At 45.8% G+C, this 20,341-nt stretch carries 22 protein-coding genes; 10 read left to right on the forward strand and 12 right to left on the reverse strand.

The window, feature by feature from the left end:
* The first annotated feature begins 372 nt into the window (after window positions 1–372).
* Together cytX and JWG39_RS13895 are read left to right on the forward strand one after the other, a co-directional pair.
* Complete coding sequence (cytX, locus tag JWG39_RS13890; protein WP_205220021.1) at window positions 373–1,635, forward strand: putative hydroxymethylpyrimidine transporter CytX; 1,263 nt, start codon at window positions 373–375, stop codon at window positions 1,633–1,635.
* Window positions 1,636–1,862: 227 nt separating this feature from the next.
* Window positions 1,863–2,798: an MBL fold metallo-hydrolase gene (locus JWG39_RS13895; protein ID WP_205220022.1), complete on the forward strand. Its 936-nt coding sequence runs from the start codon at window positions 1,863–1,865 to the stop codon at window positions 2,796–2,798.
* A gap of 268 nt (window positions 2,799–3,066) precedes the next feature.
* On the opposite strand, the gene JWG39_RS13900 is transcribed toward JWG39_RS13895, so the two are convergent.
* From JWG39_RS13900 to JWG39_RS13915, 4 genes are all read right to left on the reverse strand, one after another.
* Complete coding sequence (locus JWG39_RS13900) at window positions 3,067–3,333, reverse strand: VF530 family protein (RefSeq protein ID WP_205220023.1); 267 nt, start codon at window positions 3,331–3,333, stop codon at window positions 3,067–3,069.
* A gap of 41 nt (window positions 3,334–3,374) precedes the next feature.
* Complete coding sequence (locus JWG39_RS13905; RefSeq protein WP_205220024.1) at window positions 3,375–3,623, reverse strand: RNA recognition motif domain-containing protein; 249 nt, start codon at window positions 3,621–3,623, stop codon at window positions 3,375–3,377.
* 605 nt (window positions 3,624–4,228) lie between these two features.
* Window positions 4,229–5,170, reverse strand: coding sequence for a hypothetical protein (locus tag JWG39_RS13910; protein WP_205220025.1), 942 nt, complete (start codon window positions 5,168–5,170; stop codon window positions 4,229–4,231).
* Between the two features lie 98 nt (window positions 5,171–5,268).
* Window positions 5,269–5,745 carry a pyridoxamine 5'-phosphate oxidase family protein gene (locus tag JWG39_RS13915; RefSeq protein ID WP_205220026.1) on the reverse strand — a complete coding sequence of 159 codons (477 nt, stop codon included), beginning with the start codon at window positions 5,743–5,745 and terminating at the stop codon, window positions 5,269–5,271.
* A 317-nt stretch (window positions 5,746–6,062) separates the two neighbouring features.
* Here JWG39_RS13915 and JWG39_RS13920 point away from each other — a divergent pair, with 317 nt between their 5' ends.
* The gene (locus JWG39_RS13920; protein WP_205220027.1) at window positions 6,063–6,494 is read left to right on the forward strand and encodes a hypothetical protein; all 432 of its coding nucleotides are present in this window, start codon (window positions 6,063–6,065) and stop codon (window positions 6,492–6,494) included.
* A gap of 46 nt (window positions 6,495–6,540) precedes the next feature.
* On the opposite strand, the gene JWG39_RS13925 is transcribed toward JWG39_RS13920, so the two are convergent.
* The gene (locus JWG39_RS13925) at window positions 6,541–6,927 is read right to left on the reverse strand and encodes a pyridoxamine 5'-phosphate oxidase family protein (RefSeq protein ID WP_205220028.1); all 387 of its coding nucleotides are present in this window, start codon (window positions 6,925–6,927) and stop codon (window positions 6,541–6,543) included.
* A gap of 666 nt (window positions 6,928–7,593) precedes the next feature.
* On the opposite strand from JWG39_RS13925, the gene JWG39_RS13930 reads away from it, so the two are divergent.
* From JWG39_RS13930 to JWG39_RS13955, 6 genes are all read left to right on the forward strand, one after another.
* Window positions 7,594–9,219, forward strand: a complete 1,626-nt coding sequence (locus JWG39_RS13930) for a sensor domain-containing diguanylate cyclase (protein WP_205220029.1) — start codon at window positions 7,594–7,596, stop codon at window positions 9,217–9,219.
* 300 nt (window positions 9,220–9,519) lie between these two features.
* Window positions 9,520–10,392, forward strand: a complete 873-nt coding sequence (locus tag JWG39_RS13935; RefSeq protein ID WP_205220030.1) for a CheR family methyltransferase — start codon at window positions 9,520–9,522, stop codon at window positions 10,390–10,392.
* Window positions 10,371–11,012 carry a chemotaxis protein CheB gene (locus JWG39_RS13940; RefSeq protein ID WP_205220031.1) on the forward strand — a complete coding sequence of 214 codons (642 nt, stop codon included), beginning with the start codon at window positions 10,371–10,373 and terminating at the stop codon, window positions 11,010–11,012. Before JWG39_RS13935 ends, JWG39_RS13940 begins: the two co-directional genes overlap by 22 nt.
* A gap of 333 nt (window positions 11,013–11,345) precedes the next feature.
* Entirely contained in the window at window positions 11,346–12,899 is a 1,554-nt protein-coding gene (locus JWG39_RS13945; RefSeq protein ID WP_205220032.1) for an ATP-binding protein, read from the forward strand.
* Complete coding sequence (locus tag JWG39_RS13950; protein WP_205220033.1) at window positions 12,896–13,279, forward strand: response regulator; 384 nt, start codon at window positions 12,896–12,898, stop codon at window positions 13,277–13,279. The genes JWG39_RS13945 and JWG39_RS13950 overlap by 4 nt, the downstream gene beginning before the upstream one ends.
* A gap of 68 nt (window positions 13,280–13,347) precedes the next feature.
* Window positions 13,348–13,626 (forward strand): circadian clock KaiB family protein, encoded by a 279-nt coding sequence (locus JWG39_RS13955; RefSeq protein WP_205220034.1) that lies wholly within the window; start codon window positions 13,348–13,350, stop codon window positions 13,624–13,626.
* Window positions 13,627–13,813: 187 nt separating this feature from the next.
* Here JWG39_RS13955 and JWG39_RS13960 read toward each other — a convergent pair whose 3' ends face one another.
* Window positions 13,814–14,002 carry a hypothetical protein gene (locus tag JWG39_RS13960; protein WP_205220035.1) on the reverse strand — a complete coding sequence of 63 codons (189 nt, stop codon included), beginning with the start codon at window positions 14,000–14,002 and terminating at the stop codon, window positions 13,814–13,816.
* Between the two features lie 181 nt (window positions 14,003–14,183).
* Here JWG39_RS13960 and JWG39_RS13965 point away from each other — a divergent pair, with 181 nt between their 5' ends.
* Window positions 14,184–14,657, forward strand: coding sequence for a helix-turn-helix domain-containing protein (locus JWG39_RS13965; RefSeq protein ID WP_205220036.1), 474 nt, complete (start codon window positions 14,184–14,186; stop codon window positions 14,655–14,657).
* Between the two features lie 189 nt (window positions 14,658–14,846).
* On the opposite strand, the gene JWG39_RS13970 is transcribed toward JWG39_RS13965, so the two are convergent.
* From JWG39_RS13970 to JWG39_RS13995, 6 genes are all read right to left on the reverse strand, one after another.
* A complete protein-coding gene (locus tag JWG39_RS13970; protein ID WP_205220037.1) occupies window positions 14,847–15,215 on the reverse strand; it encodes a DUF362 domain-containing protein in 369 nt (122 codons plus the stop codon).
* Between the two features lie 769 nt (window positions 15,216–15,984).
* Window positions 15,985–16,941, reverse strand: a complete 957-nt coding sequence (locus JWG39_RS13975) for a GGDEF domain-containing protein (protein WP_205220038.1) — start codon at window positions 16,939–16,941, stop codon at window positions 15,985–15,987.
* A gap of 1 nt (window position 16,942) precedes the next feature.
* Complete coding sequence (locus JWG39_RS13980; protein ID WP_240192148.1) at window positions 16,943–17,632, reverse strand: cobalamin B12-binding domain-containing protein; 690 nt, start codon at window positions 17,630–17,632, stop codon at window positions 16,943–16,945.
* Entirely contained in the window at window positions 17,625–18,071 is a 447-nt protein-coding gene (locus JWG39_RS13985; RefSeq protein WP_205220039.1) for a hypothetical protein, read from the reverse strand. Before JWG39_RS13985 ends, JWG39_RS13980 begins: the two co-directional genes overlap by 8 nt.
* 236 nt (window positions 18,072–18,307) lie before the next feature.
* A complete protein-coding gene (locus JWG39_RS13990) occupies window positions 18,308–18,736 on the reverse strand; it encodes an arsenate reductase ArsC (protein WP_205220040.1) in 429 nt (142 codons plus the stop codon).
* 303 nt (window positions 18,737–19,039) lie between these two features.
* Window positions 19,040–20,152, reverse strand: a complete 1,113-nt coding sequence (locus JWG39_RS13995) for a linear amide C-N hydrolase (RefSeq protein ID WP_205220041.1) — start codon at window positions 20,150–20,152, stop codon at window positions 19,040–19,042.
* Between the last annotated feature and the right edge of the window lie 189 nt (window positions 20,153–20,341).

Below are 20,341 nucleotides of genomic sequence, written 5' to 3' on the forward strand. Positions count from 1 at the left end.
CGTAATGAAGCAAGACAGCAGGCAGCAGAACAGGCAGCAGCTATGCAAATACACAAACGAAAATGCAGTCCACGACCACGAAAACGGTTAAAAAAGAAACATGCAATTTTCTAACCGGACACCACTGACTGACAGCCCGTAAAATGATACACGTCACACTGGCACTACGGGGGAATTTCTCAAATGCTTTTCCCTTTCTCCTATCTCCCTTTGAATTCGCCAATACAAAGCGGAAATGGTATAATATTTTTTTGACAAATCCCCAAAATAGAAGTTTTTCAAGGTCCCCTTTGCTTTCACGGATGCGCTCATCATTATCGCCCCGCCATCCTCTCTCATTAATTTTACTGTATTCCAGAGGTTCTTTCATTCATGAACATCACGACGCTGCCCGTAACCCAACGCTCCTTCAAAGGAGTAGACTATTTTCTCCTCTGGTCCGGGGTAGCCGTCTCCCTGGCCGAAATATGGGCAGGAGGGTTTCTGGCACCCATGGGACTCGTCCCGGGAATTATAGCCATTCTCCTCGGGCATGTCATCGGCACCACCCTTATGGCAGGCTGCGGCATTCCGGGATCTGACCACGGGGTCATGGCCATGACCTCGCTGCGCCCCTCTTTTGGCATCCGGGGCTCGGTCCTGCCAGCGCTGTTAAACATTACCCAGCTTGTAGGCTGGGCGGCCATCATGCTCATCATCAGCGGGCACGCCGGAGCCATGCTCGCCCATTTCGCACCGGTGCCGTCATCGGAAAGGTTCTGGATCGTAGTCATCGGCCTGGGCACTCTGTTCTGGGCGCTGCTCACGGAAAAGCCCGCATGGAAGACCCTGCAGAACACGGCGGTCATCGGCCTGCTCATCGTAGTCTGCCTCATGACAGTGGTCTCCTTTAAAGAAATCGGGGTGGCAGCCGCCATTAACACACCTCAAACCATGAGTTTCATGGGCGGCCTTGACCTCGTCATCGCCATGCCCATTTCCTTCATGCCCCTGGTAGCAGACTATGCACGGTTTTCCACAAACACCAAAACCTGCTTCTGGAACACCTGGTGGGGATATTTGACGATCTCTTCCTGGATGTACATTCTAGGGCTGGTCGCCACTCTCATCACCGGCGAGACCGATCCGGGTATGCTCATCCTGAAAACCATGGGATCTCTCGGACTTGCCGTTCCCGCACTTCTGCTGGTGGTTTTTTCAACCATAACCTCGGACTTTGCCAACCTCTACTCCTCCACCTGCTCGGCCCTGAATATTTCCGAGCGCATCCGCCCTAAAACAACCATCTGGATCGCGGGTATTCTCTCCATTCTGGTAGCCCTGGTCTTTCCCATGGCCCGGTACGAATCCTTTCTCCTCTTCATCGGAGCCATGCTTGTTCCCATCCTCGGCATTGTTCTCACCGACTATTTTATCCTGAACAAACGCACCATGGACACTGCGGCGCTGGACGAAAAAGACGGCCCCTACTGGTATTTCAAGGGAGTCAACCGGGCGGCACTTACGGCATGGGTCAGCGGATTCGCCGTTTTCCAGATTCTGGCTGTCATGAAAAGTCCTCTGGGATCGTCGATGCCCTCTATTGCTGCGGCAGGCTTCATCTACTGGCTCTTCATGCGCCGCAGCAAAAAATAAAGGAAGACAGAAAAAGGGAGGCAGGAGACGGGAGGCAGGAAAAAGCAGAAGATTTCCGTAGAGACGATCAATTGAGGCGTCTCCAGCACAACGGACGTTTCTACAATGAGATCAATTTGCCATTCTGGGTATCCGTGTCCATTCGCAGTTGCTTTTGTAGTTTGTAACCACGAATGGATAAACAGGATACAAAACGGGGTATAACTTAACAGAGATGGTATAACACCATGAATATTTCCATTCTGGCGACGGAATCTCTGGGTGTGCGGGGGCTTTCCTGCCTGGTATGCACGGGAGCCCGGCGCATCCTCATTGACCCGGGCATTGCTCTGGGGTACCTCCGCCACGGCATGCTTCCCCACCCCTTTCAGGTACGTACCGGGAGCATGCTCAGAAACACCATCCTCCACAACCTGCACACGGCAACAGATGTCGTGATCAGTCATTTTCACGGGGATCACATTCCTCTCAAAAAAGCCAATCCTTTCCAGCTCTCCCTCACCGACGCGGCCCCCTTTCTCGCCACGGTACAGCTTCACGCCCCCGGGGAAAAAGATCTCCCCGACGTCATGCTCCAGCGACGCCAGGATCTGGAACAGGCCGCAGGTCACGATATTGGTGACGCATCAGGCATGAGCATCGGCCCCATGCGCTTTTCTCTCCCGGTCTTTCACGGCACTCGTGGCAGCAGGCAGGGAACCGTCATGATGACCCGAATTTCTGAACCGGGAACCACCTTTGTCCATGCCTCGGACATCCAGCTTCTGGATCAGACAGCCATCGACACCATCCTCGCCTGGCATCCGGATATCGTGCTGGCATCAGGTCCTCCGCTCTATCTGAACCGGCTCTCTCCTGCAGAGCAGGACACGGCGTGGGCCCATGCAGTGGAACTGGCTCTCGGCGTAGAGACCCTGATTCTGGATCATCATCTTCTGCGCTGCGAGGAGGGGATTCTCTGGCTGGACCGGTTACGTCAGAAAACCGGACGTAACGTGCTCTGTGCCGCAGATTTCATGAAAAAACGACGGTGCTTCCTCGAAGCATGGCGGAAAGAATTATATGAAGACATGCCCGTTCCCGAGGGCTGGCACGCAGCCTGTGCCCGGGGAGACGTCGACACCTCAGCCTGGTTGTCATGGCGAGGATTCAATTTGAGATAAGGGGAACACGCGGGAAGAGATGAGAAGATGTTCACGCAGTTGCATTCTATGGTTAATACAAAATCTTTTTTAAAGTTTTTTGCCTTTATTCGCATATTTAGAGCTTTCCTTTGGCAAAAAGTTTTTCGCTGTTCCGTCTTTTGCTTTTCCCTGTCTCCTGTCTCCTGTCTCCCATCCCCCTGCCTTTGAATTCGCCAATAGAAAGTGAAAATGGCATTCAGTACGGTCACAACTTAATAGGAATGGTATTATATGCTGCCCGGCCTCTTTATACCCTGAATTTTTTACCGCCCCGGCGAGATGCCTTCTTGTCAAATGTTGTCAGATATAACTGCTCAACCCTGTCCCTGGCCCACGGTGTTCTCCGTAAAAACTTTAAAGATGAATTCATTGTTGGATCACTTTTGAAACAATTTATATTAATTCTTTGAGCCAGATTGTCCCAACCGAAGTGTTCCTGCAATTGAATTACAATGTCCTGTAGAGTTACGCCGTGCAAGGGATTCTTTGGTTGCTCCGGTTGCTTATTATCCATACTTGATACCATCTTTTTAATATTTGCACCGCTTAAAGGCGTTATGCTTTCTTCTTTTCAGCTTTTTTAACACGAATTTTACTCCTGGCAATATCCTTACCATTCAAATTTTTCACAGCGGCTTTAGCGTCTCCCGGCTTTGGCATTTCTATAAAAGCAAACCCCTTGGACTCGCCGGTGTCTTTATCCAGTACCAGATCACAAGATTGTACGGTGCCATATTTGACAAAGAGGATTCTCAATTCTTCTTCGGTGGTACTGCGTGCAAGATTTCGAATTAATAATTTCATAAGTTAATACACCTTTTTTATTTCGAGTAAATAGGTAAAAATCCACAGTTAAGCGGAGTTTTTATTGTAGGGGGACATCGAATATGAACGAAATACAAAGTTCTTCACAGTACCCTGAACGTAGACTCGCGTTACCAGTCGTGAACAGAGGTAAAAATTTTCGCTCACGATGTGTCAGCCAGAGCGTGAAGCGCGTGACGATCACGTTGTTTGAGTGAGGATCAACGGCGGGGCATCAGCGCAGACAAGCGGCACCTGTCTGCGCGCACAGCAGGACAAGCTGACAGTATCACAGGTATTATGGAAAACAAGCCTAAACTTACCCCCGGCAGTTCCCGAAAACCCCTGAAACGCCGCAATAGTCTAATTTTTTAAAGGGATCGTAACTTCTCAAAATCCCGTGGGAAACAAAAAAACGTTGAAGAACAAAGAGTTCATCGAAATTAAAACGGGAAGGACGGGAGACAGGAGAAAGGCAAAAGACGACAAAGCCAAAGACTGGATGGCCAGCGAAACACGTGAAACACATAAGGGTACCCATAAAAAAGTTTCTACAGGCAAAAGTTCCTACAGGCGTACCCAAAAGTTTCTACAGGCAAAAGTTCCTACAGGCGTACCCTGAACGTGATCCCGCTAAAGATGCCAGAATCGTATGATTCTTCTAAAATGGAGTGCCCCTGGCTGTTTTCCAACGTTACATTTCCACCCGTTTCTACCCCAGCCATCACGCTGATTACCGCACGGGGACTGATGTTGCAGCTGCAGCTGGCAAAGAGTGGAAAAGAGGAGTCCTCACCGATACCATTGACAACGCTGCCGTCCTTATCCAAACGAAAACGCAGCTTTTCGTATCTGCCTCCCACAGCAAGACGGAGGCTGGGGGTTGCAAGGTAGTTCAGTGTCAATCCTGGCCCCAGTGTTGCTGCCAGACCTCTCCCTGTCTCAAGACTGAGCTGGTCAGTTATTTTCCAATGAATAATCAATACCGGAAAGAGTGTGGCAGAATCCTCAATTTGAGTGAAAACTCCAATTCCTGGTCCAATGGTCAACCGGTCACCAAACCTGCAGGAGACGCCGGTCAAGCCTCCCCCTGTAATTGTTTTACTGAAATCAGCACCAGACTCTCCAGTTGAGCGCAGGGAGGGGATCAAAAAAGCAGTCCATCTCTCCCCTATACCCTTTCGCAGAGGGCTGCTTATGGAAAGAGTGTGGATATCTTCCCAGGGGGATTCAAATGCGATACCACCTGATTCTCCATCTGAAAAATCATACACATCGTAACTGTATCCTAAAACGAAAGAGGCAGTATCTCTTCTGCTCCATGCGTAATTTTGGCCAACCTCAATATTAACCCTGCTGCTGCTGTAACTGCCCCCATCATCAAGATCACTGTCAAACTGATAAACAGCTCCTCCCCGTACAAGAGTTGACCAGCCGGTCTGCGGTCGGCCTGTGTTTTGTTGCGGCTTTTCCTGGCTGCTGGCAATTGCAGGCAGGAGAAGAAAAGAGCAGAAAATCAGGTTTGACAGTGTGCTGACACGTCTCATTGTTCCCTCAGTGACAGAGATTGATTACAGGGTATTTGCAGGTAAAAATCTACCGGAAGTTGCCGCAATCACCAACAGGGGCCGATTGCAAAATTTCTTTATTGGGCTGGCACAGCTTTTTCCTCTTTTATCTGGTACTCTACAACATTCTCAAACTTTGAGACCAGCAGATACTTTTGCACATTCATTTTAAAAAAGACAGTGGACTCTGCTGCCAGAAAACTCTCCAAAGAGGGATGTCGCTTTACATATAAGCCGCTGTAATAGTCTCTTTCCTCCAAACCAGCCTCACACGCTTCGCCTAAAAGAGTAAGAGCTGATGCGTTCTGGAAATCCTCTCCAGTATTTGATCTGTCGTCAACGAGGAGAGCAATTCTGGAGTCTCCTTTTATGTTCTTGTATTTACGGGTAGAAAGAGACGTTGCAAAGACAATAAAGCGTAAATCTTCCGTGAAAGCAAAAGCCATAAGACTTGTATAGGGCTGACCGTTCCCCTGGGTTGCCAGCACCGCAAGGGGTTGCCTTTCAAGCAGATTTTTAATTTTCTCTACAATCGTATCATCTCTTTTCGCCATCGTACTTCCTCCCTCTTCTTTAAATGAAAACCTGCAGGTTCCTGGTTTCGGGATGTTAACGGGTTATCATTGTTTCGTATTCAGTATACGTTGGTCCCCAACCCCGAGACAAGGCATGCCTTGTCTGCAGCACCACCGATTAAGAGTTCCATTGCCAGACCAAATTGGTTACAATGAATTTTTCAGATCCTTATTTTTCTTCGTTCGGCTGGTTGATAATTACCCTGCCTTTAAATAAATATACTCAAAATTCTGTTGAAGGATTTCTCAGAAAGAATGCAATCAACATCATAACAACAAATTTACGACCCTGCCAAATGAATGCTCTTAATTATCTCAAAGCACTCCTTCTTTTCATCGCCCTCTTTCATCTCATTTTTGGTTTTGGGCTGATGTTTTCGATTGATTTTCAAAAAACCGCGATTTCAATGTATGGCGGAGCCATCGAGTGGAGCACTGCAAATATCTATTTTACAAGAATAATTGGATCTTTTGCATTTGTTCTGGGTTCTCTTGCCTGGGTGGCTTCCCGTAACCCGATGAAGTATAAAGCAATTGTTATTGGTTTTATCGAATTCTTTATCCTGCGTAATATAAACCGTCATCTTTTTGCAGATGAACTCTATAGCACATTCAACGTAAGCCAGATGATGAATATCATGACTTCAGTATTTTTTGGGCTGCAGGCATTCCTGCTCGCATATCTTTTGTGGTGTGCATCGAGGAAAAAAGCTCACCCTCTGCCATGATTCTCACAAAGGGTGATTTTTTTATGGACCTGCTGGTGACAGATACTTACAGCAGAGCTTCCTCTCCACCGACGAGCGTCAAAGCCCTGGTTACAGTGAAGGTGACGAGGAATCTGTCCGTATCATCACCGTCATCAGCTGGAGATCGCCTTGACAGGGCTTCTATCCGTTCCTGATCCTGAGTCTCTTCCAGCAGAGTCAAACTCAGCCGAATCCCATGAAAGCCTTTATCACTCTCAATAAACATGTAGTGTGCCTGGGGGTTTTCGGTAACATTTTTTCGGGTGAGCCTGTCCCGCATGATAAACGCTATGGTTTTCTTATCAATAACATGGGGTTTTGCATAAACGGCACTGTTCACTTCTCCCTGCTTATTTGATGTTGATATTACGCCAAATCCTTTTTTTCCATTGAAATAATCATGTAAGTTCATCTGAGATCCTTTTATCCTTTTCGGATAATGAGTTTTTGTCTTTTGCACTGCGACTCACGAGCGAGACGCTGAATTCAAGTAATAAGTGCAACACGTTTACCAGTGAAGTTTTCCAGCAGTGTCAAATTCAACAACAGAACTCCCTTGTCTGAGGGCCAGCGCGATCGTTCTCTTTGTGGCAGACCATTATTTTTCCTCTCGGACTGGAGTTCATAACAGGTCCCAAAAGGGTAATCGATGGCCTGCTTTCAGCAAGGCCAAAAAAGAATGTACAGGAAAGAACGTTATCCTGCCTTATCTCAAGCTGAGATCTTCCTGTTTGAAGAAAGGCCATGATCTGGTATCTTTCAACGAGAGAGAGCTTTTAGCAGCGAATGCTGGTTACCTGTGCGTGGCAATCTCCGGTCAGGTTGTGGTGACGTAACCATACCCGAATCTCACTCTTTTTTCTATTACGGTGTTGCACGTATTACAGGTATCTTGAAACAGCCTGCATTCGTTCATATTCGAGGCACAGGAGAAAATTTATTAGAGCAATTTTTGATATCTCGACGTCTTGTTCCTCACTTTGTCGGAGGATAAATTTTTGACTGCAACAAAGGAGATGGGCGATTATTCAAGATACCCATTAGTGGATTATGCACGTATCACTTGACTCGAGATCTCATGAAAAACAATAAAGTCCTCATCTTCCTGTCTCTGCTTTTATTCAGCACCTATTCTGTGTTCATCTGGCAGATATACAATACGGTCAAAAACGACCTCCTGAAGAACGTCCATTCCTGGGCAGCAGACAGGCAAACCATCTTCAACATTGTCCTTCGAGAAAAAGCGACAGCCATGCAGCAGATCGCAACTTATGTAGGCAACACTCCGGAAATACAAAAACTTTTTCTTGAAGCCAAAACAGCGCTGGAAAGAAATAATAACGATCACAATGCACCCCAGGTAAACGACATCCGAAGAACGCTCTATGACACTGTCAGGCACAGTTGGGAGGTCATGCACACACGCTACGATGTCCGACAGCTTCATTTTCACTTTGCCCCCGGTTCAACATCCTTTTTACGTGTCCACAGCCCGCTGAAATTCAGCGACAATATGGACGACGTCCGTTATACAATTCTTGACGCCAACACACTGCTCATCCCCACCATGGGCGTTGAGACAGGAAGGGTATACACCGGCATACGTGGTGTCATCCCGATGTTTGCACTCGACGAAGTATCTGACAAAAAAATACATACAGGGGCTCTTGAAGCAGGAACATCATTTTCTTTGCTTTTAAAAATGCTGCAGAATGAGATGTCGACAAATTTTGCCATCCTCCTGTCCAGCGGGCATGTCCAAAAAAATATGTGGGATGAATGTGTTGCAAAAAAGTTTGACAAGGACAACAGGCTGGAATCTTTTTTCATTGAAGATACAACCCAATCTCCGGCTCTGACAAAGCGCATCTTTGATCTGGCGAAACAGAAAAAGATCATTGAGGAGAAACAGGGATATGGCATCGCAGAGCTCGACGGCCAGTACTACAAAATTGCCCATTTCTCTCTTCGGGATTACAGAGGAACGCTGCATGCCGATCTTCCGGATGCGGGCATGGTTCTTTGCTGGGAGAATATAACACCCCTCTGGAACCATTTCCATACACGAACACGCAATACCATCCTTATAGCGATCCTCAGTCTCATCCTGCTGGAAATTGCTCTTCTTACAGGCTGGCACATTACCAGCAACCAACTGAAACACATCATCAGGAAACAGACTGCCAGAATGGAATTTCTGGCCACCAGAGATCCGTTGACCGGTATTCTGAACAGACGGAAAATTGAAGAACACGTCGCAAGAGAAATCAACAGACACCACAGGTATAATACGGAATTCTCCATGATCATGTTTGACCTGGATCACTTTAAAAAGGTAAACGATACATGGGGGCATGACGTCGGAGATATTGTCCTCAAAAAAGTTGTTGCCCGAACCTCTGCCACTCTCCGGGAGATAGATATTTTTGCGCGCTGGGGAGGTGAAGAGTTTCTTATTCTTCTTCCGGAAACATCGATTGACATGGCATACCAGGCAGCCGAAAGAATCCGTCTGGCCATCCGGGAAACAAAAATATATGAGGAGCTGACCATCACTGTCAGTCTCGGAGTGGCACAGTATGTTGACGGCGAAACCATGGACGAAATCATCAAAAACGCGGACCTTGCCATGTATGAAGCAAAACATAAGGGCCGCGACTGTACCTGTGTAAAATCTTCAGATTCACCCGATCCTCTTGTTTGAGACCATTTACATTTTGTATTGGCGGATTCAAAGACAGTGGGGTACCTTGAAACAGCTTGTATTTCGTTCATATTCGAGGCACAGGAGAAAATTTACCGGAGCTATATGTTTGATATCTCGACGTCTCGTTCCTCGCTTTGTCGGAGGATAATTTTTTGACTGTAACGAAGAAGATGGGCGAAAGACTGATTATTCAAGAGACCCTGCAATCATTGCCGTAAAGGCCACGGCAAAACTATATCTTAGTGAGGCACAGATTTTGAAGTTTAAGCAGGAGATATTAGACGTAAAGAGACTGAGATGATGAGAAAAAATAAACTTATAAATGAAACCAGAAGCCTTAACGAGCTGGAATGGCTTATGGAAAGGGTATTTCAGAAACGTGGATTCGACTTTAGAGAGTATAGAAGAAACACACTGATCCGGCGCATAGGCCGCCGGCTCAAAGCGCGAAGCTCTAAAACCTATAAAGAATATGCTGATGTTCTGGACAAAGACCCGGGTGAATACGATAAGCTTTTCAATGATCTGACTATAAATGTTACCAGCTTTTTCCGAGATCAAAGCGCTTTTACGGCACTGGAACAGGTGGTCATACCAGCGCTGGTTAAAAAAGAAGCAAAGAATATCCGCATCTGGAGCATGGGCTGCTCAACGGGTGAAGAACCATATTCCATTGCCATTCTTCTCATGGAATTTTTAAAACAAAATATCAAGAAAATGGATATCACAATCCTGGCCACAGATATTGACCCCAGAGCATTGAAGAATGCTATGAAAGGGATATTTAGCAATAAGGCTGTCGCAGATATCAGGCCGTCATGGGTGGAGAAATATTTTATCCCTGCTGGCAATAATTTCAGTGTGCGGCCGGAACTCAAGGAACTGATCACATTCCAAACACACGACATGGTCAGTGACCCGTTTTATCACGACTTTGACCTGGTGGTCTGCCGCAATGTGTTGATCTACTTCATGCTCCCATTACAGATCCGCGTTTTGAAGTGCATTCACAAAGAATTGAAGCAGGGGGGATTTCTTCTTCTTGGTAAGGCCGAGCAACCCGCAGCGGAATTAAACGGATTGTTTTCCTGCGTAGATAGAAATGCAAGGTTATATCGGAATATTCCATTGCAGAATACGGGGATAGAATGGAACAGGAAGAGAGAGTGATTAAAGTACCCAAAGAGCCTTCTGTATTCAAAGATTCCGCAATCAAAAGACTTATTGTCATTGCTTCTTCGGCAGGTGGTATTACGGCATTGGAAAAAGTGATATCCGGCTTGCCAGCCGATTTGCCTGCGGCTGTAATTATTGTTCAACATCTACAGAGTGACCGCCTTACCCACTTGCCTGAGTATCTGGAGCGAATGTCATCTTTGCAAGTTCGTCTGGCCTGGGATGGTGCTGTTCTGAAGCCAGGACTGGCTTACCTTGCTATGCCTGGAAAGCACATCAGGATCGAAAATGAAAGCCTTGTCCTGAGCAGTGAGGAAAAGGTTAACTACGTGCGGCCTTCGGCTGATACACTTTTTATCTCTGCATCCATAGCCTATGGTTCCAGTGTGATCGGGGTCATCCTGACCGGGACGGGTAAAGACGGGGCAGCAGGCTGCCGGAAAATAAAGGAGAAAGGCGGGGTTATTATAACTCAGAATGAAAAAACCTCACTATACTTTGGCATGCCCGGTGCCGCCATTAAGACAAATTGTGTTGATTATATCCTGGATATTAAGGAAATTGCCGGAAAAATTGTAGAGGTAGTTAAAGGAATAAATATTAAATACCAATAATCACTGAATATTTTTGTTTTGAAAGGCTTGCTGCTTGATCCCTGGGATATTTGCAGACCCAATGTTTTCAATAAAAAAAAGGCATTCTTCATTTTCCTGGTTTACACGTTATAGAGCAACATTCCAGTTTTGCGAAGCTTTACTTTGAGTAATTGTGTTTGGGATGGGACAGTATATCGCAGGGAGCGAAAAGTTCACAAAATTTTAACCGGACACCACTGACGTACTGTAGTATTCTGCTGAATACGGTTTTTTTATGTAAAATAAAAAGAATATTCAAAAAATTTCACGCGAACAGTCAGTATAAGGGATGCCTCAAAAAAGGAGTTTTATATGCGTAAGATCAAGACACCGCGAGACGCAGGCGGAATGCACAAGATTAAGGGAATACCCACAAGCCATCGTGATGCTGAGAGCAGGCGTGTACCTGTCCGCACCGGGCGGAACATCCGGCATAGTCATTCCCTCCTGGGAGCGCGGGATATTAAGCGTATCGATTTGAGATCGTGGGAGCCAGGGATTGCCAGGATGTCACGCGGAGTGGAAAAAAAACGTTACAACCTCGCCAATCGCTTCTACGATGCCCTGGAGAATACTCAGGAAACGTTACAGCTGGTTAAAAAGCGCGAGCAGGAACTCCAGACCACCAACGAGGAAATGGAGGCCACCAACGAGGAGCTGCAGGCCACTTCAGAGGAGCTGCAGGCCACCAACGAGGAGATGGAGGCCACCAACGAGGAGATACATGCCACCTCAGAAGAGCTGCAGCAGGCGAGTGTATATGCCCGCAACCTGATTGAGTCGAGCCTGGATGCGCTTGTGACAATCGGTCCGGCTGAAAAAATCATGGATGTGAATAAAGAAACAGAGACTATGATCGGCCGCTCCAGGGAAGAACTCCTCGGCACGGATTTTTCAGACTATTTTACTGATCCTGAAAAGGCAAGGGCAGGATATGAGCAGGCGCTCAAGAGTGGTTTTGTGCGAGGCTATCCTCTTGATCTCCGGCACATTGATGGCCATACCACGCCCATCCTGTACAATGCTGCTGTTTATCGTGATGAGGCAGGCCAGGTTGCCGGGGTATTTACTTCTGCCCGGGATATTACAGAGCAGAAGAAGACTGAGCAGAAATTGAACAAATTATTAGATGACTTAAAGGGATCACAGGCGCAACTCATCCAGGCAGGGAAAATGAGCGCTGTGGGCACAATGACTGCAGGGGTAGCTCACGAATTGAACAACCCGATGATGAGTATACTTAATTTTGTCCAGTATTGTATCAAGCACACGGATAAGGATGACAGAAAATATAATGTGCTTAAAGATGCTGAGCAAGAATGCAAGCGCAGCAGCAAAATTATAACTAATCTGTTAACCTTTTCACGCATGGAATCAGAAGGCGAGGAGGAATATCAAAAAGAGGATTTAGCTGAGATACTTGATCGGATTTTTAAATTATCATCCTATCGTATTAAGAAAGACAATATTTTATTAACACATCATATTGCCGATGGAGTACCTGCGATATGGATAAAAGCAAACAATATCCAGCAGGTGATCTTCAATCTTATAAACAATGCCATGGACAGTCTGGCCACGAGCATAAAAAAAGAGATTCATGTTGACATACACCGTGAAGGTGAATTTGTACAATTAACCATTGCGGATACTGGTTGCGGAATTTCTTCTGAACATCTTGAAAAAATCTATGATCCGTTTTTTACGACAAAACCTGTCGGCCTTGGAACAGGACTGGGCCTTTCCATATCCCATAGTATCATAAAGGCTCACGAAGGAACGATCATGGTTGAAACCGAGCCGGGTAAAGGATCAAAGTTCAAGATTTTATTACCGATTGGAAAAAGAAAGAGGGAAAAAAGATGAATAAAAGTATTTTAGTGATAGATGATGATAATGCAGTAAGAAAAGCTTTTACTCTGGCCCTTGAAGATACGCCGTATAAACTGGATGGTGCTGAATCAGGTGAAAAAGGGATTGAAATGGAGCAGAGCAATAGATACAACCTGATCTTTCTTGACCTTAAGATGCCGGGTTTAAACGGTGTGGAAACATTGCGGGAACTGAGAAAAATATCTAAGGATACACCTGTTTACATTGTAACTGCTTTTTATAAAGAGTTTTTTGAGGGTCTTAAAGTGGCTGCGAATGATGGATTGGATTTTGAGCTTCTTAAAAAACCTGTCGGCGCCGACGAGATTGTTTTGGTTGCAAGAAGCGTCCTTGAAGGCATGGAAGCGTATTAGAATTACGGAATGGAGATTGCGGAATTCTTTCAATATCCAATAGCCAGCGACCCAAAAAGGGGACTAATATGTATAAGATTCGACTTTACGTTATAGGTCAAACAGCGAAGGCAAAAAAAGCATTTGTAGATTTAACGGCAATTCTGGATGATGAGATCAAGACCCTGGGCAACTATTCTCTTGAGGTCATAGATGTTCTTGAGAATCCGCAATTAGCTGCAGATGATAAAATTTTAGCCACACCCACGGCAATAAAGTTTCTTCCTGTACCGATCGCAAGAATCATAGGGAATTTCAGCGATAGAGAAAAGGTATTGATCGGCCTGGATTTGAAGGAAATTGATTGATAACGTATTTGGAACTGGAAAAATAGGGACAGGCAAGCTATGTTTATGGCTACTGTCCCTCCTGATTCCGCTCTGCTTTTCATCGTGAAATTTTTTGGCATGGCTGGCCACGAATTCCTTTGTTCCGATGATGCCCGAATCCGTGAAGTAACGGGTTCCGTATCTAAGCCTGTCGGCCGCAGTCAGCTCATACCCCTTTTCTCGTATCCAGCGCCCCGGTTTCATAGACGAATTCTCGGTACTTCTGGAACCGTTCCCGAAGTTCGATCCCCCAGTCGGCCATACCAGGATCCATGCTCAGAGCCTCCTCCCGGTTGTTGGTCTGGACATGATATCCCAATGACGACCAGCGGTAGTCTTCGAGGCGTTGGACCATGTTTGCTCGAACGGGATTCAGGTCGATGTAAGCCAGGCAATTCATCAGGGTGCGACCGTCCTGAACGATCACGCTCTTGAACCGGTCTCCCCAGAGATACCTCCTTCCGGCCGTTCTGCTTGTTGTAATACCATTCACATTTTGTATTGACCAAAAACAACAAATTTATTATACATTTCTTATGACAACAATAAAATACAACCTGCAGGATTTCGATTTTGTAGACCTCTCCCACAGAGAAACTAAACCAAGGACTCGTATTCGTCTTTTGATTCTTGCTCATTTAAAGGACGGAAAAACACAAGAACAAACAGCCAAGTCTTTGAAAACAAGTCCTTCCACTGTGAAACGTACTTATAAAAGATTTAAAAAATATGGTATCTCGGGATTAGATGACCAACCTAAAACAGGAGCAAAGTTTAAACTTCCAAAAGATCAACATGAAGAATTCAAAAAGTACATACTTGAAAGACAAAAACAACGTGAAGGTGGTCGCCTGACAGGCTACGAAATTCAGGATATTATTAAGGATAACTGGAACGTTACTTATAGTTTGGCTGGAGTATATCGACTCCTTCATTACCTTGAATTGTCATGGATCAGCAGTCGCTCCAAACATCCCAGGCAAGACGAAGAGGCTCAGGAAAACTTTTAAAAAATGTACCTGAAGGTCACCACACGTTGTTCATTGTAGATGGAGCTGGATGGCATCAGGATATTAGACCTTTAGGTATTAGAATTATTTGGCTAAATTTTGAATTAACAAAGCCCCTATGGGGCTATCCTCACGTGAAAGCCCCCTTGAAGGTGGCTTTTTGAGGCCTCCCGCTTTGCGGGAGGAGTATCACTTCTGGTATTCCGTATTCTGCAAAATCTCAAGCTTCTCAATGGTTTTTTCTACCACCTTTTTATTTTTAGTAAAAAATCGTTGTAAACGTTCGATAAGCTGTTTTTGTTTTATCGTATCATTTGAATAATATTCATGTTTTAACAACTTTTTGGCCCAATCTAAATTAGCTTGTACTTCTTCAGGGATTCGTTCTCCGTCATGGCGAACGGCCTCTTCCGGGCAGACATCGTGACAAACCCCACATCGTATGCACTCGTCTTCTTTTATAAAAGCAGAGTCTTTTTCCATTGAAATTGCCCCAACAGAACAGTTATCGACACATATTTGACATCCCGTACACAATTCTTTGTTTATCCATGGCATTTGGGTTTATCTCCTTATTCCAATCCTATTGGTCTTTTATAACAGTGGGTTAATTGGAAAAAGTCCATAATATCTCCTGTATATGGACTTTTTCATATAATCTGATTCTATCACGCTTATGATGGAAAACAAGCCAAAATTCACTTCAAACCCTCAGCTCAAACTGATAAATCAAGTGCGTGATCCCCTGAGATACTCTCATTACGCACGCTCAACATAAAAAAAATATTGCCAGTGGATTTTACGATATATCTTGATGTTTTCCGTGTCCTTCCGTGTTTTCCGTGGTAACCAATCTTATTCATAATACTCTTGGTACATTGTACGGCTTAACTTCGGATACAAACGTTTTTGTTTAATGCGTTGTCCCTGTTCGTGAAAATTCGTGTCCATTCGTGGTTACAAAATGCAAAAGGAGTCACAAATGGACACGGATAAACACGAATTATACCTTTTACATTTTGTATTAACCAGAGAATGCGAGTAAAGATAGAACAACAGCAATTCTCTGTTTAATTTTAAAATCTTTTTTAAAGTTTTTTTGCCTTTATTCGCATGTTTCGAGCTTTTATTCGTTGGCAAAAAGCTTTTCGCTGTTCCGTCTTTTTCTTTTCTCTGTCTCCCGTCCCCCTGTCTTTACATTCGCCAATAGAAAGTGAAAAGGGCATTAAATAAGGTCACAACTTAATAGGAATGGTATTATTACTCATTCGTCATCGCCAAAAAAGATGTTGCTGGTCAGGTCATACCAGATCAGCTTTTTGCCCATCTATTCGATGGTTTTGTTTGTTCCGTCGGTGGACGGCCCGACAATCTTGTTCCGACCTGTGTTTTTGGCCTCGTACAGAGCCGTATCGGCTTGTTTGATGGTTGTTTCGATATCGCCTGATGATCTGTATACGGCCAGTCCGAAACTCGCAGTCACTGTATAGCCGTTTTGGAGAAAATCCGAACTTTCGAGCCTGGTCCGTATCCGTTCGGCCATATCCAGGGCATATTTTGTGTCGGTAAAGGGAAGAAGGATGATGAATTCCTCGCCGCCGAATCGGACCACGAGATCCTCCTTGCGGGTGTTCTCCTGCATCAGGTTGGCATATCCCTTGAGAACCCGATCGCCGGCATCATGACCGAACTGGTCGTTGACCCGTTTGAAGTGGTCGATATCTGTCATGAGCAGTGAGACGGGTTCGTGGTTGCGTTTGGCCAGGGAAAGTACTTCTGTGGCACGTTCGGTAAAATAGCGACGATTGGCCAGATTGGTCAGGGGATCCTTGCGGGTGAGTTCGAGTATTTTATCGCCAGCCCGTTTGAGTTCTCTGTTTTTGGCGTTGAGCTCCCTGGTCAGATTACTCAGTTCCTGGTTGGCTTCCACAAGGGCGAGGCTGAGTGTGGCCTGTTCTTCACTGTCTTCATGGCCGAACAGCAACAGCTCTTTTTCGCCTTTGTAACAATGAAAAATAAAGGTTCTGGGATGTCCGTCCAGGGTGTTCACGCTTTGCATGTAGCCATCCTGCCATGCGGCCTGCATGGTTTCGAGATCGAATTCCCCGGAAAAATCCAGCAGAATGTCCTTGAACGATCGACCCACGATATCGGAACCAAAGAGCGTCCTGGCGAAACGGTTGATACGAGTAATTTTACCGGTGGGATCCAGAAGCATACACACGACAGGGACCTTGAGACTCAGGTACTCATTCGTGGCGGGGTAATGGCAGGGATTCAGCATGTCAATGAACCTTGATTTCGGTTTCCAGAGCGTCCAGGTGGGGAATGTACCGGGTTGATGAAAAGTGATTGAGCACATCCCGTCCACCATGCAGAAAGCCCTGGCCTCCGGTGAAAATGTCCAGATGGGGGTAATGGTGTCTGACCGCTTCGATGGTTCGGGTGAGTTCGGGAAGATTGAAGTAGATACTCAGGGACAGCCCGAGCAGGTCGGGTTTTGTTTCGTCCAGATGGGCAATCAGATGGTCCATCGGGGTATTGGCTCCAAGGAAATGGGTGTCCCACCCGTTGAACTCGAATATGTCGGCGGCCATTTTACCGCCCACCTGATGGAATTCATTGGCCGTACAGGAGATAACCGCTGTGCCGGCAGTGGATGGCTGGTCAGTGAACAGGAGTGGATAGATTTGAGTCATCAGAAATTCGGTCACCGATGTGGCCAGATGCTCGCGTGCCACAGAGATCTTGTTGCGTTCCCAGAGCTCCCCCACATGATACAGGCTGGCCTTGAACAGATCTTCATACAGAAGTTTAAGGGAAAGACCCTGGTCGATCAGTTCCTTGACCACGAGGTTACATGCTCGCCGGTTCCCCTGGAGCAACGCGTCCATATATCCATGATAGATGTGCGGGCTGATCAGGGGGGCATCAACAGCAACACCTGTCTCGGGCTGCAGATTGCTGTCAGTCATGGGCAAGAGCCTCGTCGGACAATGCGGTAAAAACAGGTATGTTCACGATCAACCATTCATAGAACGGATACACCGCCTCGAAAGCCCGGGGAGAGAGTTCCTCGCGGAGCATGTCCGTCCAGATATTCAGATTGGCGGCCCAGTAAGTCGTTTTGAATCCGTGAGAACGGTAGGCCCGAAAGACCCACAGGACCGTGTCGACCATAACCTCGGCATTGTAATTCGTGAATTGGGCCTGCATGAACCGGGAGAAGTTCTTGTTGTTGTCCCGGGCCATCTGCTGATTTTCCAGGCCGATAAGTCTGTCGAGGTCGGCTCGCTGGTCCATGATCTGATTGCCCCGTGCAGCGAGTTCGTCCCTTTTGACGGCGAATTCGCTGGCAACTTCCTGGGAAGGCTGCAGCAGGAGGCTGGCAGATGTCAGAAGTGTATTTTTCATACGTGATCCCTTGTATTGTCCGGTTGCATATAACGTTTCCTGGCTGTGGAGAAGAAAATAATATTTAACCTGTTATCATTTTGAGAATCAAGAAGAATCGTAGTGGGCTCTGCTTTACAATATGCTCTGCCGTCCACCACTCATTTACTGTAATTCCTCACTCTTCACGTAAATTTTTTCCTGTGCCGTAAAGAGGAATGGAATACAAGCTGTTTCAAGGTACCTTTAAAGAAGCACTACATCATTTTCCCTGGTAAATCCTGAACAAACGCCTTTATTTCATCTCTTACCCGTCTGTACACTTTGAGTTTTTCTTCCTCACTCTCTACCTGCCCTACTAACGCGGGCGGGTCATCAAAAGATTGACGCAACACATTCACTTCAGGTGGAAATACAGGACATTGCTGTGCAGCAGCGCTGCACACAGTAACAACCATATCAAGATCTTTCAGGAGGAACTCTTTAACTTCGTGGGTTTCCTCAGCAGAAATATCAACACCAGCTTCCTGCATAACTTTTATCGCCAGGGGATCAATCAGACCTTTTTTAATTCCTGCTGAAAAAGCATTGATTGTTTCCTGATGGAAATATTTTGTCCATCCCGCTGCCATTTGACTTCTGCAGGTGTTCATTTCACAGACAAAAAGCACATTTTTCTTAGACATAACGGCCTCATTATTCATTTTTTTTTGGACGATTACGAATGAGTAATAATTCGTGTTTATCCGTGTCCATTCGTGGTTCATTTTGTCGTTTGTAACCACGAATGGACACGAATTTTCACTAATATCAACTACATTTTTTATTAACCTGAAAACACAACGGCGTGGACATCTTTTTTGGACGATCACGAAAGGATAAACAGGATATAAAATTGATCTCAGCGCGGAGGATGCTGCGGGGGCTACAACGTACTCCCGCAGTATGTCTACTCCTTCCCTCTGATTCTTTTCCCAAAGAGACAGCGATCACAGTTTTTCAGTAATATCCTCAATATCTTGAACACGTTTTGTATCCAGCGGGATGCTTCGCTTCCCGGCCTTGCCAAAGTCAATTTTTTTGAGATTAATACTGCGCAACCGCCGGTTGTAGGCCGTGTGGTAATAGGTAATCATATTTTTTGTATCGTGACAGGAGGTCCAAACCGTATCAGCTGGTAAATTGTCATTCTGATAGAGATCAGAGCCTTCTCCCTGTTTGGCTCCAACATCAAAGCTGTCCATTATTCTGAAAAACTCCTGCACCGTGTCCATCCCGCCAGAGGTAGAACGTGCAGTTTGGGCAAAGATAACCGCGCGCACAAACCTTGAAGGGGAGGTAAAATCACCGGGGACACCAAGTAAACCAGAACCGCCTGCCAGAGGAGAAATCTTCAGGTCACCCCACTTTTTATCTTGAAATGCTTCATTGGACAGATAGCCATAGTTACGAAGGTTGGTCAGATGCCAGTCAAAGGTTGGATTATTGGTAATCACTCCTACCGGATTATTGAAAAACTTTGTTTTGCCATCTTTAAATTCTATAACCAGTTTTTTCCCATCAGAATCGGTAACCATCAGATGGAGAAATACAGCCATTCCCAGGGCAGGATCTTTTACGGACACGACTCGTATTTGCTCCATACCCACCCGCACTTCATCGACAGTGGAAAAACTGGACAGAATAAAGGGCAGAACATCACCAGGGGACATACTTTGAGATGAAAGAGCAGGGGAATACTTCGGATACTCGGCAAACCCCTGATGATAGAACATCCCGGCAGCCAGGCCCTTTTCGTTCATTCCATCAGAAACCGCCCGGTCTAAAAGTTCAAAACCGAGGAACCCGTACCTGGCATTCCAGCGTTTACCATTGATGCCGTCCGGAGTTTCTCCCTGAAACTCCGTATCTCGGGGGACAACGAGGATTTGGGTGTGTAAATCAAAGGCACCCCATTCCATTGTTCGTCCGTAAATAACCGTTCCATCTTCTCCCGTGAGAGAGAGACCTGTACAGGCAAAAGCTCCAGATACTGCCTGTGAAATTGTCAAAATAAAACAGATAAAAATAACCAGCCCTAATTTTTTTTTAACTTTGTTCATGAGTGTCTCCTTGCAAAATTTTAAAATACAATATATGTGTTTTTTGGCGTGTTATACCAATCACATTTTTTACTGACCAGAGAACGCAACTGCGTAGACATTTTTTTTGGCGATTACGAATGGATAAACAGGATGTAAAGTTGATCTCATTGTAGAAACGTCCGTTGTGCTGAAGACGCCCAATTTGGG

The sequence above is a fragment of the Desulforhopalus vacuolatus genome, assembly GCF_016918505.1.
Classification (GTDB): Bacteria; Desulfobacterota; Desulfobulbia; order Desulfobulbales; family Desulfocapsaceae; genus Desulforhopalus; species Desulforhopalus vacuolatus.

Excerpts from the sequence above, each read along its gene's own strand:
- cytX (WP_205220021.1), top strand. The coding sequence starts at position 373 with ATGAACATCACGACGCTGCCCGTAACCCAACGCTCCTTCAAAGGAGTA.
- JWG39_RS13895 (WP_205220022.1), top strand. The coding sequence starts at position 1,863 with ATGAATATTTCCATTCTGGCGACGGAATCTCTGGGTGTGCGGGGGCTT.
- JWG39_RS13900 (WP_205220023.1), bottom strand. The coding sequence starts at position 3,333 with ATGGATAATAAGCAACCGGAGCAACCAAAGAATCCCTTGCACGGCGTA.
- JWG39_RS13905 (WP_205220024.1), bottom strand. The coding sequence starts at position 3,623 with ATGAAATTATTAATTCGAAATCTTGCACGCAGTACCACCGAAGAAGAA.
- JWG39_RS13910 (WP_205220025.1), bottom strand. The coding sequence starts at position 5,170 with ATGAGACGTGTCAGCACACTGTCAAACCTGATTTTCTGCTCTTTTCTT.
- JWG39_RS13915 (WP_205220026.1), bottom strand. The coding sequence starts at position 5,745 with ATGGCGAAAAGAGATGATACGATTGTAGAGAAAATTAAAAATCTGCTT.
- JWG39_RS13920 (WP_205220027.1), top strand. The coding sequence starts at position 6,063 with ATGAATGCTCTTAATTATCTCAAAGCACTCCTTCTTTTCATCGCCCTC.
- JWG39_RS13925 (WP_205220028.1), bottom strand. The coding sequence starts at position 6,927 with ATGAACTTACATGATTATTTCAATGGAAAAAAAGGATTTGGCGTAATA.
- JWG39_RS13930 (WP_205220029.1), top strand. The coding sequence starts at position 7,594 with ATGAAAAACAATAAAGTCCTCATCTTCCTGTCTCTGCTTTTATTCAGC.
- JWG39_RS13935 (WP_205220030.1), top strand. The coding sequence starts at position 9,520 with ATGATGAGAAAAAATAAACTTATAAATGAAACCAGAAGCCTTAACGAG.
- JWG39_RS13940 (WP_205220031.1), top strand. The coding sequence starts at position 10,371 with ATGGAACAGGAAGAGAGAGTGATTAAAGTACCCAAAGAGCCTTCTGTA.
- JWG39_RS13945 (WP_205220032.1), top strand. The coding sequence starts at position 11,346 with ATGCGTAAGATCAAGACACCGCGAGACGCAGGCGGAATGCACAAGATT.
- JWG39_RS13950 (WP_205220033.1), top strand. The coding sequence starts at position 12,896 with ATGAATAAAAGTATTTTAGTGATAGATGATGATAATGCAGTAAGAAAA.
- JWG39_RS13955 (WP_205220034.1), top strand. The coding sequence starts at position 13,348 with ATGTATAAGATTCGACTTTACGTTATAGGTCAAACAGCGAAGGCAAAA.
- JWG39_RS13960 (WP_205220035.1), bottom strand. The coding sequence starts at position 14,002 with ATGGTCCAACGCCTCGAAGACTACCGCTGGTCGTCATTGGGATATCAT.
- JWG39_RS13965 (WP_205220036.1), top strand. The coding sequence starts at position 14,184 with ATGACAACAATAAAATACAACCTGCAGGATTTCGATTTTGTAGACCTC.
- JWG39_RS13970 (WP_205220037.1), bottom strand. The coding sequence starts at position 15,215 with ATGCCATGGATAAACAAAGAATTGTGTACGGGATGTCAAATATGTGTC.
- JWG39_RS13975 (WP_205220038.1), bottom strand. The coding sequence starts at position 16,941 with ATGCTGAATCCCTGCCATTACCCCGCCACGAATGAGTACCTGAGTCTC.
- JWG39_RS13980 (WP_240192148.1), bottom strand. The coding sequence starts at position 17,632 with ATGACTGACAGCAATCTGCAGCCCGAGACAGGTGTTGCTGTTGATGCC.
- JWG39_RS13985 (WP_205220039.1), bottom strand. The coding sequence starts at position 18,071 with ATGAAAAATACACTTCTGACATCTGCCAGCCTCCTGCTGCAGCCTTCC.
- JWG39_RS13990 (WP_205220040.1), bottom strand. The coding sequence starts at position 18,736 with ATGTCTAAGAAAAATGTGCTTTTTGTCTGTGAAATGAACACCTGCAGA.
- JWG39_RS13995 (WP_205220041.1), bottom strand. The coding sequence starts at position 20,152 with ATGAACAAAGTTAAAAAAAAATTAGGGCTGGTTATTTTTATCTGTTTT.